Origin of the sequence: Caballeronia sp. RCC_10 (assembly GCF_041360715.1) — a bacterium.
Lineage (GTDB): Bacteria > Pseudomonadota > Gammaproteobacteria > Burkholderiales > Burkholderiaceae > Caballeronia > Caballeronia grimmiae.
This window is the reverse complement of the sequence record NZ_JBFUPT010000014.1, coordinates 1-13,637: the sequence shown is the minus strand read 5'-3', so window position 1 is coordinate 13,637 and position 13,637 is coordinate 1. Positions and strand designations below refer to the sequence as shown.

12 protein-coding genes are annotated in these 13,637 nt (G+C 63.0%); 4 read left to right on the top strand and 8 right to left on the bottom strand.

Annotated elements, in window-relative coordinates; translation table 11 throughout:
• Positions 1-10 precede the first annotated feature (10 nt).
• Together frc and AB6804_RS22050 are read right to left on the bottom strand one after the other, a co-directional pair.
• Positions 11-1,273: a formyl-CoA transferase gene (frc, locus tag AB6804_RS22055; protein WP_370888281.1), complete on the bottom strand. Its 1,263-nt coding sequence runs from the start codon at positions 1,271-1,273 to the stop codon at positions 11-13.
• Between the two features lie 42 nt (positions 1,274-1,315).
• Positions 1,316-3,082 (bottom strand): thiamine pyrophosphate-binding protein, encoded by a 1,767-nt coding sequence (locus tag AB6804_RS22050; protein ID WP_244795179.1) that lies wholly within the window; start codon positions 3,080-3,082, stop codon positions 1,316-1,318.
• A 310-nt stretch (positions 3,083-3,392) separates the two neighbouring features.
• On the opposite strand from AB6804_RS22050, the gene sucC reads away from it, so the two are divergent.
• On the top strand, positions 3,393-4,595 hold the full coding sequence (gene sucC / locus AB6804_RS22045; RefSeq protein ID WP_370888280.1) for an ADP-forming succinate--CoA ligase subunit beta: 1,203 nt from the start codon (positions 3,393-3,395) through the stop codon (positions 4,593-4,595).
• Positions 4,592-5,464 (top strand): succinate--CoA ligase subunit alpha, encoded by an 873-nt coding sequence (gene sucD / locus AB6804_RS22040; RefSeq protein ID WP_035967511.1) that lies wholly within the window; start codon positions 4,592-4,594, stop codon positions 5,462-5,464. Before sucC ends, sucD begins: the two co-directional genes overlap by 4 nt.
• A gap of 99 nt (positions 5,465-5,563) precedes the next feature.
• Here sucD and AB6804_RS22035 read toward each other — a convergent pair whose 3' ends face one another.
• The 5 genes from AB6804_RS22035 to oxlT all read right to left on the bottom strand — a co-directional run bounded on the left by AB6804_RS22035 (position 5,564) and on the right by oxlT (position 10,090).
• Entirely contained in the window at positions 5,564-6,289 is a 726-nt protein-coding gene (locus AB6804_RS22035; RefSeq protein WP_244795181.1) for a GntR family transcriptional regulator, read from the bottom strand.
• Positions 6,279-6,500, bottom strand: coding sequence for a hypothetical protein (locus AB6804_RS22030; protein ID WP_035967508.1), 222 nt, complete (start codon positions 6,498-6,500; stop codon positions 6,279-6,281). The genes AB6804_RS22035 and AB6804_RS22030 overlap by 11 nt, the downstream gene beginning before the upstream one ends.
• Positions 6,501-6,614: 114 nt before the next feature.
• Entirely contained in the window at positions 6,615-7,628 is a 1,014-nt protein-coding gene (locus AB6804_RS22025; RefSeq protein ID WP_370888279.1) for a 2-dehydropantoate 2-reductase, read from the bottom strand.
• Positions 7,629-7,778: 150 nt separating this feature from the next.
• Positions 7,779-8,726, bottom strand: a complete 948-nt coding sequence (locus AB6804_RS22020) for a LysR family transcriptional regulator (protein ID WP_370888278.1) — start codon at positions 8,724-8,726, stop codon at positions 7,779-7,781.
• Positions 8,727-8,737: 11 nt separating this feature from the next.
• Positions 8,738-10,090 (bottom strand): oxalate/formate MFS antiporter, encoded by a 1,353-nt coding sequence (gene oxlT, locus AB6804_RS22015; protein ID WP_370888277.1) that lies wholly within the window; start codon positions 10,088-10,090, stop codon positions 8,738-8,740.
• 387 nt (positions 10,091-10,477) lie between these two features.
• On the opposite strand from oxlT, the gene AB6804_RS22010 reads away from it, so the two are divergent.
• Both AB6804_RS22010 and AB6804_RS22005 read left to right on the top strand, forming a co-directional pair.
• Positions 10,478-11,422 carry a LysR family transcriptional regulator gene (locus AB6804_RS22010; protein WP_370888373.1) on the top strand — a complete coding sequence of 315 codons (945 nt, stop codon included), beginning with the start codon at positions 10,478-10,480 and terminating at the stop codon, positions 11,420-11,422.
• A 96-nt stretch (positions 11,423-11,518) separates the two neighbouring features.
• Positions 11,519-11,863, top strand: coding sequence for a hypothetical protein (locus AB6804_RS22005; RefSeq protein WP_035967505.1), 345 nt, complete (start codon positions 11,519-11,521; stop codon positions 11,861-11,863).
• 174 nt (positions 11,864-12,037) lie between these two features.
• Here the strand turns inward: AB6804_RS22005 and AB6804_RS22000 are convergent, their stop codons facing one another.
• Positions 12,038-13,489: an aldehyde dehydrogenase family protein gene (locus AB6804_RS22000; RefSeq protein ID WP_370888276.1), complete on the bottom strand. Its 1,452-nt coding sequence runs from the start codon at positions 13,487-13,489 to the stop codon at positions 12,038-12,040.
• Positions 13,490-13,637: the final 148 nt, after the last annotated feature.

Below are 13,637 nucleotides of genomic sequence, written 5' to 3'. Positions count from 1 at the left end.
GAGGCGTGGGTCAGATCGCGCCGAGGCTTCTCAGCGTGGCGATCTGGTCGGGCGAGTAGCCGAGTTCGGACATGACTTCCTCGGTGTGCTCGCCGAGCAGCGGCGAGCGGACGACTTCGGTCGGGCTGTCCGACAGCTTGATCGGATTACCGACCGTCAGGTACTTGCCGCGCACCGGATGATCGACTTCGACGACCGTGCCCGTCTTTCGCAGCGACGGCTCCTCGGCGATTTCCTTCATCGAGAGGATCGGGCCGCACGGGATGTCGTGCTTGTTCAGGATTTCCATCGCCTGGAACTTGGTCTTCGTCATCGTCCAGCGTTCGATCTCGGCGAAGATGTCCTTCAGATGCGGCAGGCGCGCGTTCGGCGTCTTGTAGTCGGGATGGTCGATCCATTCCTCCCTGCCGATCACCTTGCAGATTTCGCCCCACACCGGCGCCTGCGTGATGAAGTAGATGTACGCGTTCGGATCGGTTTCCCAGCCCTTGCACTTGAGAATCCAGCCCGGCTGACCGCCGCCGGATGCGTTGCCCGCACGCGGCACCGCTTCGCCGAAGGTGCCGTTCGGGAACTGCGGATACTCCTTCATCACGCCGGTGCGCTCGAGCCGCTGCTGGTCGCGCAGCTTCACGCGGCAGAGGTTGAGCACGCCGTCCTGCATCGCCGCGAGCACTTTCTGGCCGCGCCCCGTCTGGTTGCGCTGATACAGCGCCGTGACGATGCCGAGCGCGAGATGCAAGCCGGTGCCCGAATCGCCGATCTGCGCGCCGGTGACGACGGGCGGGCCGTCGTCGAAACCCGTGGTCGATGCCGCGCCGCCCGCGCATTGCGCGACGTTCTCATAGACCTTGCAGTCTTCGTACGGCCCCGGCCCGAAGCCCTTGACGGACGCGACGATCATCCGCGGATTCAACTCCTGGATACGCTCCCACGTGAAGCCCATGCGATCGAGCGCGCCCGGCGCGAAGTTCTCGACGAGCACGTCGCACTTCTTGACGAGCGTTTCGAGCACCTTCTTGCCCTCGGGGTTCTTCGTGTCGATCGTGATCGACCGCTTGTTGTGGTTGAGCATCGTGAAGTAGAGGCTGTCGGCGTCGGGGATATCGCGCAGTTGTTCCCGCGTGATGTCGCCCGCGCCCGCGCGCTCCACCTTGATCACGTCAGCCCCGAACCACGCGAGCAACTGCGTGCAGGTCGGGCCCGACTGGACGTGCGTGAAGTCGAGAATGCGCACGCCGTCCAGCGCCTTGCCAGAAGTGTTTACCGTCATGGCTGTCTCCAGTCTCTCTTGCGACGTTTATAGGTTCTACGTTTATTTGTACATCGTCTGCGCCATCGTGCCGGGGGCATACACGGTCGGATCGACCCAGATGTTGATGACCGCGCTCTTGCCCGTTCTGGCGATCGACTCGCGCGCCCGCTGCAACGCACCCGCGATCTTCGACGCTTCGTACACTTCCTCGCCGTAGCCGCCGAGCATTTCCGCGAAGCGTCCGTACGGCACGTCCGACAGCAGGTTGCCGACGTTGCCGCGCTCCTGCCCGTACTTGGCGAGCTGACCGTAGCGGATCTGGTTCATCGCCGAGTTGTTGCCGATGACCGCGATATACGGCACGCCGAAACGATTGGCCGTTTCCATGTCGAACGAGGTCATCGAGAAAGCGCCGTCGCCGTAGTAGCAGAGTACTTCTTTCTCGGGATTGGCGAGGCCCGCCGCGATCGCGAAGCCGGTGCCGACGCCGAGCGAGCCGAGCGCGCCGGGGTCCATCCACTGGCCGGGGCGGCGCGGACGCACGGCTTGCGCGGAGATCGTGACGACGTCGCCGCCATCGCCGATATAGATCGTGTCGTCGCTCAGGAACTGGTTGATTTCATGCGCGACGCGGTACGGATGGATCGGGCTCGAGTCGGACGTGAAGAGCGGCATCAGCTTGGCGGTCGCGGTTTCTTCCGCCGCCGCGAGTTCGCGCATCCAGGCCTGGCGCGACTGGCGCTTGTCGTTCTTGAGACGCCCGCTCGCCGCCTGCAGCGCCGCGCCGAGGATCGCGCCCGGATCGCCGACCAGGCCGAGGTCAATATCGCGGTTCTTGCCGACCGTGCGGTAATCCATGTCGATCTGCACCAGCTTCAGATCCTTGCTGATGCGCTTGCCGTAACCCATGCGGAAATCGAACGGCGTGCCGACGATCACGATCAGGTCCGCCTTCGCAAAAGCCTGCGAGCGCGTCCGGTCGAAGTGATGCGGGTCGCCCGGCGGCAGCAAGCCGCGGCTCGCGCCGTTGAAATAGCCGGGAATGTCGAGGCCGCGCAGCAGCGCGATGGCTTCCTCGTGACCGCGCGCCGTCCACACTTGCTGGCCGTACAGAATCGCCGGGCGCTCGGAGTTGACGAGCAGATCGGCGAGTTTTTCGATGTCCTGCGGATCGCCGACCGATTTCGTCGATGCGCGATAGCGCCCCGGCTGCGGGATCACGGCCTTGGTGACGTCGATTTCACGGTCGAGCACGTCGCGCGGAATCTCCAGATACGCCGGGCCGGGCGCGCCGTTGAACGCTTCGCGGGCGGCCATCGAGATCATGTCGGCGACGCGCTCGGTGCTCGGCACGGTCGCGGCGAACTTGGTGATCGGCGCCATCATGTCGACGTGCGGCAGATCCTGCAGCGAACCCATCTTGTGTTGCGTGAGCGCGCCCTGCCCGCCGATATGGATGATCGGGCTTTCCGAGCGGAACGCCGTCGCGACGCCCGTCACCGCGTTCGTGCAGCCGGGACCGGCCGTCGTGACGACGCAGCCGAGCTTGCCGGTCTGACGCGCATAGCCATCGGCGGCGTGGGCGGCGACCTGCTCGTGACGCACGTCGATGATGCGGATGCCTTCATCGACGCAGCCGTCGTAGATATCGATGATGTGGCCGCCGCACAGCGTGAAGATCGTATCGACGCCTTCGTTCTTGAGCGCTCGCGCGACCAGGTGGCCGCCCGAAACGACGCCCGCGCCGCGAGTCTTTTGCTTGAGCGTGTCTTCGGCGGTGGTGGTGGCCGGAGCGACTTCGGGACGGCTGCTGACGACTTCGGACATTGTTGTCTCCTCCTCGATGGGGGTTGTGTGCGATCACGAGGCGTCGCGCTGCCGCCCGGTGTCTGTGATATACAATATTCCACACACAGTATTAGTTCAAGCGTCCGGCAGGGGCAAAAACCCTGTGATGCGTTGCATCAATGGCTTTCTGCCCTGAGCGAGTGCGCTCCGGGCTGTTTTAAACGCTGCGGTGCAGCATCCAAACCTACCGTTGAAGTCGTTTTGACGCGTCGTGAAATGTGATATATCACATACCAGCGCGAACGCCCCGCAGTTCTCTCGCGCCACAGCCATCACAAAAGGAGACGCAATGAACATCCACGAATATCAGGCGAAGGCGCTGCTGCGAAAGTACGGCGTTGCGGTCCCGCAGGGCCGCGTCGCCTTCGATGCGCAAGAGGCCGCCGACGCCGCAAGCGCGCTTGTCGGCCCGGTCTGGGTCGTTAAATCGCAGATTCACGCGGGAGGCCGCGGCGCCGGGCGCTTCTCGAACGATCCCGATGGCAAGGGCGGCGTGCGCGTCGTGACATCGGTCGATGACGTGCGCGAGAACGCCCGCAAGATGCTGTCGTCGGTGCTCGTCACGAAACAGACGGGGCCGGCGGGCAAGGAAGTGAAGCGCCTCTATATCGAAGAAGGCTGCGACATCGCACGCGAGCTGTATCTGGGCATGCTGGTCGATCGCGCCAGTTCGCGCATCACGATCATGGCGTCGACGGAAGGCGGGATGGAGATCGAGGAAGTGGCGCATCGTACGCCGGAGAAGATACTCAAGGTAGCGATCGATCCGGCGACGGGCCTCCAGCCGTTTCACACGCGGCAGATCGTGTTCGGGCTTGGGCTGTCCGGCAAGCAGGTCGGGGCGGCGTCGAAGTTCATCGCGGCGCTGTATCAGGCGTTCGTCGATCTGGATGCGTCGGTCGTCGAAGTCAATCCGCTCGTCGTGACCGGCTCGGGCGATGTCATCGCGCTCGACGCCAAGCTGAATTTCGACGACAACGCGCTGTACCGGCACCCGGATATCGAAGCCTTGCGCGACGAGGACGAGGAAGACCCGGCGGAAATCGAAGCCGCGAAACACGGGCTGAATTACGTGAAGCTCGACGGCAACATCGGCTGCATGGTGAACGGCGCGGGCCTCGCGATGGCGACGATGGACATCATCAAGCTCTACGGCGGCGAGCCGGCCAACTTCCTGGACGTCGGCGGCGGCGCGACGCAGGAGCGCGTCGCGACGGCGTTCAAGCTAATCCTGCGCGATCCGAAAGTGCGCGGAATTCTCGTCAACATTTTCGGCGGCATCATGCGGTGCGACGTCATCGCGCAAGGCGTCGTGGCGGCGGCGCGGGAAATCGATCTGCACGTGCCGCTCGTCGTGCGTCTCGCGGGCACCAACGTCGACGCGGGCCGCGAAATTCTCCGCACATCGGGTCTCGCGATCATTCCCGCCGAAAATCTCGCCGATGCCGCCGACAAGATCGTTTCCGCCGTTGCCGTGGGAGAGTCCAAATGAGCGTTCTCATCAATAAAGATACGAAGGTGATCTGCCAGGGCTTCACCGGCGCGCAGGGCACGTTCCATTCGGAGCAGGCGATTGCCTACGGTACGCGCATGGTCGGCGGCGTCACGCCGGGCAAGGGCGGCACGTCGCATCTCGACCTTCCCGTGTTCGACACAGTGGCGGACGCCGTCGCCCGGACCGGCGCGGACGCGTCCGTAATCTACGTGCCGCCGCCCTTCGCCGCCGATGCGATCCTCGAAGCGATCGACGCGGAAGTGCCGTTCATCGTCTGCATCACGGAAGGCATACCGGTGCTCGACATGCTGCGCGTGAAGCGCGCGCTCGCCGGATCGAAGAGCCGTCTCGTCGGGCCGAACTGCCCGGGAGTCATCACGCCGGGGCAATGCAAGATCGGCATCATGCCGGGGCATATCCATCAGCCGGGGAAGATCGGCGTCGTATCGCGGTCGGGCACGCTCACTTACGAGGCGGTGGCGCAGACGACGGCCGCCGGGCTCGGGCAAACGACGTGTATCGGCATTGGCGGCGATCCGGTGAACGGCACGAACTTCATCGATTGCCTCGAGCTGTTCCTTGCGGACGACGCGACCGAGGGCATCATCATGATCGGTGAAATTGGCGGATCGGCGGAAGAAGAAGCCGCGCAGTTCCTGAAGGATGCGAAGACGAAGAAGCCGGTCGTCGGGTTCATCGCCGGGACGAGCGCGCCGCCGGGACGGCGCATGGGTCACGCGGGCGCGATCATTTCGGGCGGATCGGGGACGGCAAGCGCAAAGATCGACGCGATGCGGGCAGCAGGCATCCATGTCGCCGATTCTCCCGCCACGCTCGGTGAAACGATGGTGCGTGCGCTGCGCTAAACCGCGGTCGCTACGTAAACAGAAAGGCCGCGCGGCAAACGCCGCGCGGCCTTTCTGATTGATACCGCCGACTTCGATACCGCCGACTCCGGCGCAGACTCAGTCCAGGAAATCGCAGTTCGCTTCGACGAACGCCGCCAGGTCGAGCGAATGCTGCCTGACGAGACGCTCGACGAGTTCGGTATCGCGCCTTTCCAGCGCCTCGATGATGCGCATGTGATCGACGATCGAGCGCGACGCGCGGTCGCTCTGCGAGATCGTCATCTTTCGAATGGCGCGCACGTGCACGAAGATGTTCTTGATCGTATCGAAGATGATCTGCGACTTCGACAGCCGCACGATCGCCTGATGAAACGCGATGTTCGCTTCCGAATACTCGTCGATGTGCTCGGCGGGCGTGGTGTCGCGGAAGTTGTCGAACATGTGCCGCAACTGGGCAATTTCCGCGTCCGTCGCGCGCTGCGTCGCGAGGCGCGCCGCCATGCTTTCGAGCGCCGCCCACATATGGATCATTTCGACGATCTCGCGCTTGGTCTTGCGCAAGATGTACACACCGCGACGCGGCACCGTGCGCAGAAAGCCTTCCTGCTCCAGCAGCGTCATGGCCTCGCGGATGGGCGTGCGGCTCACCCCGAGCGCCTCCGTCAGCTCTTTTTCATCCAGGCGGATCTCTTCACGCGAGCGGTAAATGTCCGCTTCCGCAATGGCCTGCCGCAGCTTCGCGTACGCCTGATCGCGCAGCGAAACCGTGGCGTTGATCGGCTCCAGCGAAAGCGTCAGTCCCCGAACTTCCGGCCGGTCTACGGATTGAGTATCAGATGGCATTGATGGCTTGATTTCCCATTTGCGGCCGGTCTGCGATAACACGCTTGCCCGAACCGCCGTTCCGATCGTCCGCCGCGAGACCGGCAAAGCGACCGTGATCCTGTGCGCGCTGCAACATGTCCTGCGGCACTGCCGACGCAATCACAAACGTAACGCCCACACCCACGGCCACCAGCGCGAATCCGACAACTACCAACAAGGCGATGCTCATTTAAAGGCTCCGGTTGATCACTCAAGAGCCTCCAGTATATGTTGCGTCGCAGCAGGACGCAACATATTTTGCATCTTGTATATCAGAAACAACGCTGGGGCCATCGAGTGCAGTTTATGCCGCTTTCTGCGTCTGCGGGAGTGGCAGCGCACGCGCCGTGCCCTGATTGACTGCTTCGCGCAGCTTGATCAATGCGAGGACGGCATCGATCATCGGCGTGTCGATCTTCACCAGCCGGCCTATTTCCTGAACGACCGTAATCAGCGGGTCGATTTCCATCGGACGGCCGGCTTCGCAGTCCATCAGCATCGAGGTCTTGTGAGCGCCGACCGCGCCCGCGCCGTTGATGCGCCGCTCCACGTCCACGCGGAAATTGACGCCGAGCTTGTCGCCGATGGCCTTGGCTTCGAGCATCATCGCCTTCGAAAGGGCGCGCGTGCCGGGATCGCTCGTCAGGACATCGAGCGTGGCGTGGGTCAGCGCGCTGATCGGATTGAAGCAGAGGTTGCCCCACAGCTTCAGCCAGATTTCGTCGCGGATGTTGTCGCGCATCGGCGCTTCCATGTCGGCGGCGACCATGATGTCGTGCAGCGCCTGCAGACGCGGCGTGATCTGCCCGCTCGGCTCGCCGATCGGAAACTTCTTGCCGTAGTGATGTTCGATGACGCCCGGCTCGGCAATCTCCGCGGCGGGCAGCAGCACGCAGCCGATCGCTCGTTCCGGCCCGAACACGCTCCACTGCCGGCCGCCGGGATCGATGCTTTGCAGCGTCGTGCCGGCCAGCTCGCCGCCGTGCTCGTGGAAGTACCAGTAGGGCAAGCCATTTACCGCCGTGACGATCGCCGTCTCGGGACCGAGCAGCGGCGGCATCAGATCGACCACGCCCGGCACCGAGTGCGCCTTCAACGCGATGATGACGAAATCCTGCGGGCCGAGTTCGGCGGGATTGTTCGTGCAGCGGACCCTGACCGTGTGCTCTTCCCCGTCGATCCGGAGACGCACGCCATTCGCCTGCATCGCCGCCAGATGCGGCCCGCGCGCCACGAAGCTGACATCGGCTCCGGCACGCGCAAGCTGTGCTCCCATGTAACCGCCGATGGCGCCGGCGCCGTACACGCAGATCTTCATGGTTCGTCTCCAGGAGTAAGTAGCTTTTAACCTTCTGATATACAAGATACTACATTCCAGGTGCACGCCAAACAAGGCAAATCGAGCGAGCGGAAACCCGCACGCCGCGCCTGCGGTGCGTCTGTGATCAGCATCGATCGGGAGGAACGGTCAGGCTTCGATCGCCTGGGGTGCGATAAGAGTATGCGTCGACGACGCGATGAAGTGCCACCATACGCTCGCCGCGCTGGCGCGTAACGCACGGCCGCGCCGCCGGACGAGCATGATGGTGCGCGACTCTTCCGGTGCGAGCGGGATGAAACGGACGCGATCGGGTTCACAGGCGGTGCGGGCGTGCATCGGCAGGACGCCGATGCCCAGCCCCGCTTCGGCCATTCGTGCGACGGCCGCCGGTTGCGCAAGCCGCTGACGGACCGCGCCGGTCACCGCGTATCGCGCCAGCGCGGCTTCGATGGCGGCAAGGCTGCCGGTGTCATCGTCGAGAAGAAGCAGTGGCATGCCGCGCAACTGCTGCCAGTCCACGCCCTCTGCCCCGGCCAGTCGATGCGACGCGCTCACGACAGCGGCAAGCCCGTCCGCAAAGAGCGGCTCGCTCGCGAGGTCGTCGAGATTGTCCGGCGCGATGACAACGCCGAGTTCCGCCTCGCCGGAACGCACGAGTTGAAGCACGGCGTTCTGGGGCCGGTCCATGAGCGCGACGGTGATATCTGGAAGACGCTCCCGGCAAGAAGCGAAGAGCGGCGGCAAGACGCTCGCTGTCAAACCGCAACTGCACGCGAGATTGACGACGCCCGGTTGGCCCGATCCCGGCGCACGCGGCCGCAGCGTGGCCTCCAGTTCCTCGACGAGCGGCGCGATGCGCGACAACAGCTTGCGTCCCGTATCGGTGAGCGTGACGTGGCGTGTCGTCCGGTCGAACAGCCGCAGCGCGATTTCATCTTCGAGTTCTCGAATGCCGCGGCTGACTGCCGATTGAGTAATGCCGAATTCATCGCCCACGCGCGTGAAACTGCGATAGCGCGCGAGCGTGATGAACAGTCGCAATTGATGCAGCGAGACGGAAGGCGCATGCGCGGAGCCGGGCGGACGGTCGCGCATGCCGTGCCTTCTTATTGAACCGACGTGTTGCGCGACGCTTCCGGCCAGCCTGCCTGGAACGATGCATTCACCGACGCATCGCCCGACGTTTCGGCGGCCGAGTTCTCGATCCAGCGTTTGCGCATCGGCGCGAGCACGAACTTGGCGCAGAGCCCCGCCGCGATCGACGTCACCGCCGCCGTGATGAACACCGCGTTCCACGAACCGAACGACGCCAGCACCGATGCCAGCGGCACCAGCATCGACGCCGTGCCTTTCGCTGTGTAGAGCGTGCCCGCGTTCGCAGCCGCGTACTTGCTGCCGAAGGTGTCCGCGCAGGTCGCCGGGAAAATCGAGAAAATCTCGCCCCAGCAGAGGAAGGTCATTGCCGCGAACAGCATGAAGAGATACGGGTTATGACCGAACTCCATCAGTCCGAGCAGCGCGACGCCTTCGCCGAGAAAGATGATGAACATCGTGTTCTCGCGGCCGATCTTGTCGGAGATGAAGCCGCATAGCGGGCGCGTGAAGCCGTTGCACAGATTGTCGATGGACAGCGTCATCGCGAGCAGCGGCAGCGTCACGCCGAGCACGTTGACGGGCATCTTCGCGAAGCCGTATTCCTTCGCGATCGGCCCGAACTGCGCCGTGGCGATCACGCCGCCCGCCGCGACGAACACGAACATCAGATACAGCACCCAGAAGAGCGGCGAGCGCACCATCTGTCCGGTGGTGTAATCGATCTTGGTCGACACGACGCGCTTCGCCGGCACCACGTTCACGGGCGGCTTCGGACGCACGAGCAGCAAGGCGAGGAAGAAGATGCACACGCCCTGGAAGATGCCGAAGAACATGAACGCATGTTCGTAGCCCGAGCTTTGAATCATGTTCGAGATCGGGATGACGGTCACCGCCGCGCCTGCGCCGAAGCCCGCTGCCGTGAGGCCCGCGGCGAGTCCCCGCTTGTCCGGGAACCACTTGAGCGCCGTGCCGACGCATGTGCCATACACGCAGCCCGCGCCGATACCCGCGATTACCGCCGCGATGTACAGATGTGCGAGACTCGTCGCGTGCGCGTCGATGACCCAGCCGATCGCGGCGCAGATCGAACCGCCGATCACGACCGGGCGCGGCCCGAATTTATCGACGAGCCAGCCCTCGACGGGCACGAGCCACGTCTCGGTGACGATGAAGATGGTGAAAGCCGTTTGAATCGCCGCTTGCCCCCAATGATGCTTGGCATCCATGGGTACGACGAAAAGGGTCCAGGCGTACTGCAGGTTCGCGACGAGGCCCATGCATGCAATGCCGATCGCTAGCTGAATCCACCTGTTGTGATGACGCCCGTGCGATTGCCCGGACACAACCGTGTCTGCGCTTGCCATGTCTGTCTCCGTTATCTGTAATCGGCGCTCGTACGGCGCCTGATGCACTGCGAGAACGCGGGCGCGGTGCGCCAGCGGGCGAGGCGGTCGGTCAGGGAAGATGTTCGGGACGCGCGGCGCGGGCGTGGCGGCGCACATCGAGAAGGGCGATGAAGTTGCACATCTGGCCAACATCCGCGTCAGGCGATCGAAGAATCATTTCGAGCGATTCCCAATAGAGTCCGGATGATTGATGCAGCCTTTACAGGCTTTCGTGTGCTGCAATTTCGCGACCGGCTTACAAATTCCAGAGGCGTGAAAGCATCGTGGGGGAGAAAAACGATTAGGGAAAGTTAAAAAAATTTATTGTATAAGTTAGCTATCGTGAATGGATGAGGGCCTGCCGTGCTGCGTAACGCCACCCTGCGTCAACTCAAAATTTTCGAAACGGTCGCGCGCCGGCTCAGCTTTTCCCGGGCTGCGGAGGAGCTTTATCTCACGCAGCCTGCGGTATCCACACAGGTGAAACAACTGGAGGAACATGCGGGCTTGCCGCTCTTCGAGCAGCTCGGCAAGAAAATCTACCTCACTCCAGCCGGGAACGAAATGCTCCATTACAGCAGGTCGATTCTCGAGCAATTCCGCGAAGCCGACGATGCGATGGCTCGTCTCAAAGGCATTTCGGGCGGCACGCTCAACGTTGCGGTGATCAGCGCGGGCGACTACTTCTTTCCTCGCTTGCTGGCGGCGTTCACCAGGCGCAATACCGATGTGCGGCTCAATCTGGCGGTACACAATCGCGAAGAATTGCTGCATCAGCTCACTGACAATCTCACTGATCTGGCCGTCATGGTTCGGCCGCCGCGCGATATGGATACGGTCAATGTATCGTTTGCGCCGCATCCGTATGTGATCGTCGCGCCGCCGGATCATCCGCTCGTCTGGCGCAAAAACATTCCGCTGGAAGCCCTGGCCGATGAGCCGTTCATCGTTCGTGAGCGCGGCTCGGATACCTGGAACTCAATGGAAGAAGGCTTTGCGGGGCGGCTTGCCAATCTCAATGTCGCGATGGAAATCACGAGCACGGAGACGATCAAGCAAGCCGTGATTGCGGGAATGGGTGTGAGTTTTTTATCGGCGCATACGATCAGCATGGAATTGCAGGTCGGCAAGCTCGCCGTGCTGGACATCGAGGGTTTTCCCGTGATGCTCAACTGGTTCGTCGTGCATCGGAACAATAAACGCTTGCCGCCCGTCGCACTTGCTTTCAAACAGTTTCTTGTCGAAGAAGGCGCGGCGCAGATCGAAGCCATTACGCAAATCGTCGCCAAGACGGGCACGCCCGACTTATAAGAGACGCGAATAGGAAGTAGAAGAAAGTTTAACTGTCCTCTATGGATCAGGTTGCCTATTCTCCATGCATGCCCCACGGCCATACAGGAGACGATCATGATCCATTCAACGCTTGGCGATGACCGCGAGATTCAGGCGCAAGTCTGCGCTTTCAATACCGCTTTCGAAGAACTCGACCTGATGTTCCGTTGGGATGCGCAAACCTATCGCTCGCTTGCATCGGCGGACAGCGACTATGGCAAGCTCGCGCAATACATCGGCACGCATTGCCCGCATCTGCTGACGGCTTACAGCGCGGAGTTTCTTTGCCAGGCAATCATCGAGCGGAAAAATTCGACGATCGAGGCTTGCCGGCAAAATACCGTGCAATACGAGGACAGCACACAGCGCGCGCGGCTTTGGCGTGCGCGGAACGAGGAAGGTCAGCGCGTGGGGGTCTGATTCAGTATCGCGCTGGCAAGGTCGCAAAAAAGGGGGCAGCGATTGCTGCCCCTTTTGTGCGTTTGCTTCTGGGTGTCAGCCGTCGCATGTTTGCGCTCGCAATTGAGTCCGCAAGACGCTCCAGTCGGATTGTGGCCTTTCACGACACATGCCGTGAGCGGCCACATCGTTCGTTCAGGACGTCAACGCCACCCACACCGCTTTTGGCTCGGTGAAGTTCTCGATGGCCACGTCGCCATGCTCGCGGCCAAAGCCCGAATCGCCGGAGCCGCCCCACGGCAGGCGCACGTCGGTGTAACCGTAGGTATTCACCCAGACGGTGCCCGCCCTCAGTTCCGCCGCCATGCGATGCACGCGCCCAATATCCGCGCTCCACACGCCCGCCGCGAGGCTGTACGCGGTGCCGTTGGCGATGCGCAGCGCGTCGGCTTCGTCGTCGAACGGGATCACGCTCGCGACCGGCCCGAAGATCTCTTCCTGCGAAATCCGCATCTCGTGCGCGACGTTCGCGAACACGGTCGGCTCGACGAAGTAGCCGCGCTCCCCCGACCGCTTTCCGCCCGTCACGAGCGATGCGCCCTCGCCCTTGCCGATGTCCACGTAATCGAGCACGGTCTTCATCTGCTTCGCGGAAATGAGCGGGCCCATGTTGGTTTCCCGTTGCGACGGATCGCCGAGCTTGATGCTCCGCGCCCGCTGCCCGAGACGTTCGACCACCTCGTCATAAACGGCGCGCTGCACGAGCACGCGCGATCCCGCCGAACACACTTGCCCCGCGTTGAAGAAGATGCCGGACGCCGTGGCGCGTACGGCGCTGTCGATGTTGGCATCCGCGAAAATCACATTCGCCGATTTGCCGCCGAGCTCCAGCGTCACGCGCTTGAAGTTGCCAGCCGCGCCCTGCAGAATGCCGCGCCCGACAGACGGCGAGCCGGTGAACGTGATCTTGTCGACGCCGGGATGCGCGACGAGCGCATCGCCGACGACGGAGCCTTTCCCTGTCACGATGTTGAGCACGCCGGGCGGCAAGCCCGCTTCGAGCGCGAGCCGGCCGACCATCAGCGCGGAAAGCGGCGTGATTTCCGCGGGCTTCACGATCAGCGTGCAGCCGCATGCGAGCGCCGGCGCGATCTTCCACATGCCGATCATCAACGGAAAATTCCACGGCACGATGGCCCCGACGACGCCGACTGGTTCGCGCACCGTATAAGTCAGCGCATCGGGCCGCGCGGGCACCACTTGACCGTTGATCTTGTCGCACCAGCCAGCGTAATAGGCAAGCGTATCGATGGCGGCGGGCACGTCTTGACGCTGCACGCCCGCGATCGGCTTACCCGCGTCGAGACTTTCCAGCGCGGCCAGCTCTTCCTGGTTCTCACGCAATAGTTCGGCGAGCCGCATCAGGATGCGTCCGCGCTCGGCGGCGCGGATCGCGTTCCACGGTTTCAGTGCGGCGCGCGCCGCCTGCACCGCGCGATCGACGTCCGCCGAAGTGCCTTGCGCCACGTAGGCAATGGCGTTTTCGGTCGCGGGATCGAGGTTCGTCGAGTAGTCGCCGCCGCTCGGCGCGACAAACTCCCCGCCGATCAATAGCTCGTAACGCTTCAGGTCCGCAGTGCTTTCCATCTCCGTCTCCCTGCTTTATCGAATCGTTTCATGGTGAGCCAGAAAGACCATTCACGATAGCAAAACATTTTTGCCTCTTTTGAATTCTCAGTGGGTGGTTTGGCGGGTCAAGGGCGAGCGTAAGGTCCGCGCAGCGAACCCTTGAGGC

Bases quoted from the DNA above. Each gene is read 5' to 3' on its own strand.
- AB6804_RS22035 (WP_244795181.1), bottom strand. From the start codon at position 6,289: ATGCCATCTGATACTCAATCCGTAGACCGGCCGGAAGTTCGGGGACTG.
- AB6804_RS22005 (WP_035967505.1), top strand. From the start codon at position 11,519: ATGATCCATTCAACGCTTGGCGATGACCGCGAGATTCAGGCGCAAGTC.
- sucD (WP_035967511.1), top strand. From the start codon at position 4,592: ATGAGCGTTCTCATCAATAAAGATACGAAGGTGATCTGCCAGGGCTTC.
- AB6804_RS22030 (WP_035967508.1), bottom strand. From the start codon at position 6,500: ATGAGCATCGCCTTGTTGGTAGTTGTCGGATTCGCGCTGGTGGCCGTG.
- AB6804_RS22025 (WP_370888279.1), bottom strand. From the start codon at position 7,628: ATGAAGATCTGCGTGTACGGCGCCGGCGCCATCGGCGGTTACATGGGA.
- AB6804_RS22000 (WP_370888276.1), bottom strand. From the start codon at position 13,489: ATGGAAAGCACTGCGGACCTGAAGCGTTACGAGCTATTGATCGGCGGG.
- AB6804_RS22050 (WP_244795179.1), bottom strand. From the start codon at position 3,082: ATGTCCGAAGTCGTCAGCAGCCGTCCCGAAGTCGCTCCGGCCACCACC.
- AB6804_RS22020 (WP_370888278.1), bottom strand. From the start codon at position 8,726: ATGCGCGACCGTCCGCCCGGCTCCGCGCATGCGCCTTCCGTCTCGCTG.
- oxlT (WP_370888277.1), bottom strand. From the start codon at position 10,090: ATGGCAAGCGCAGACACGGTTGTGTCCGGGCAATCGCACGGGCGTCAT.
- frc (WP_370888281.1), bottom strand. From the start codon at position 1,273: ATGACGGTAAACACTTCTGGCAAGGCGCTGGACGGCGTGCGCATTCTC.
- sucC (WP_370888280.1), top strand. From the start codon at position 3,393: ATGAACATCCACGAATATCAGGCGAAGGCGCTGCTGCGAAAGTACGGC.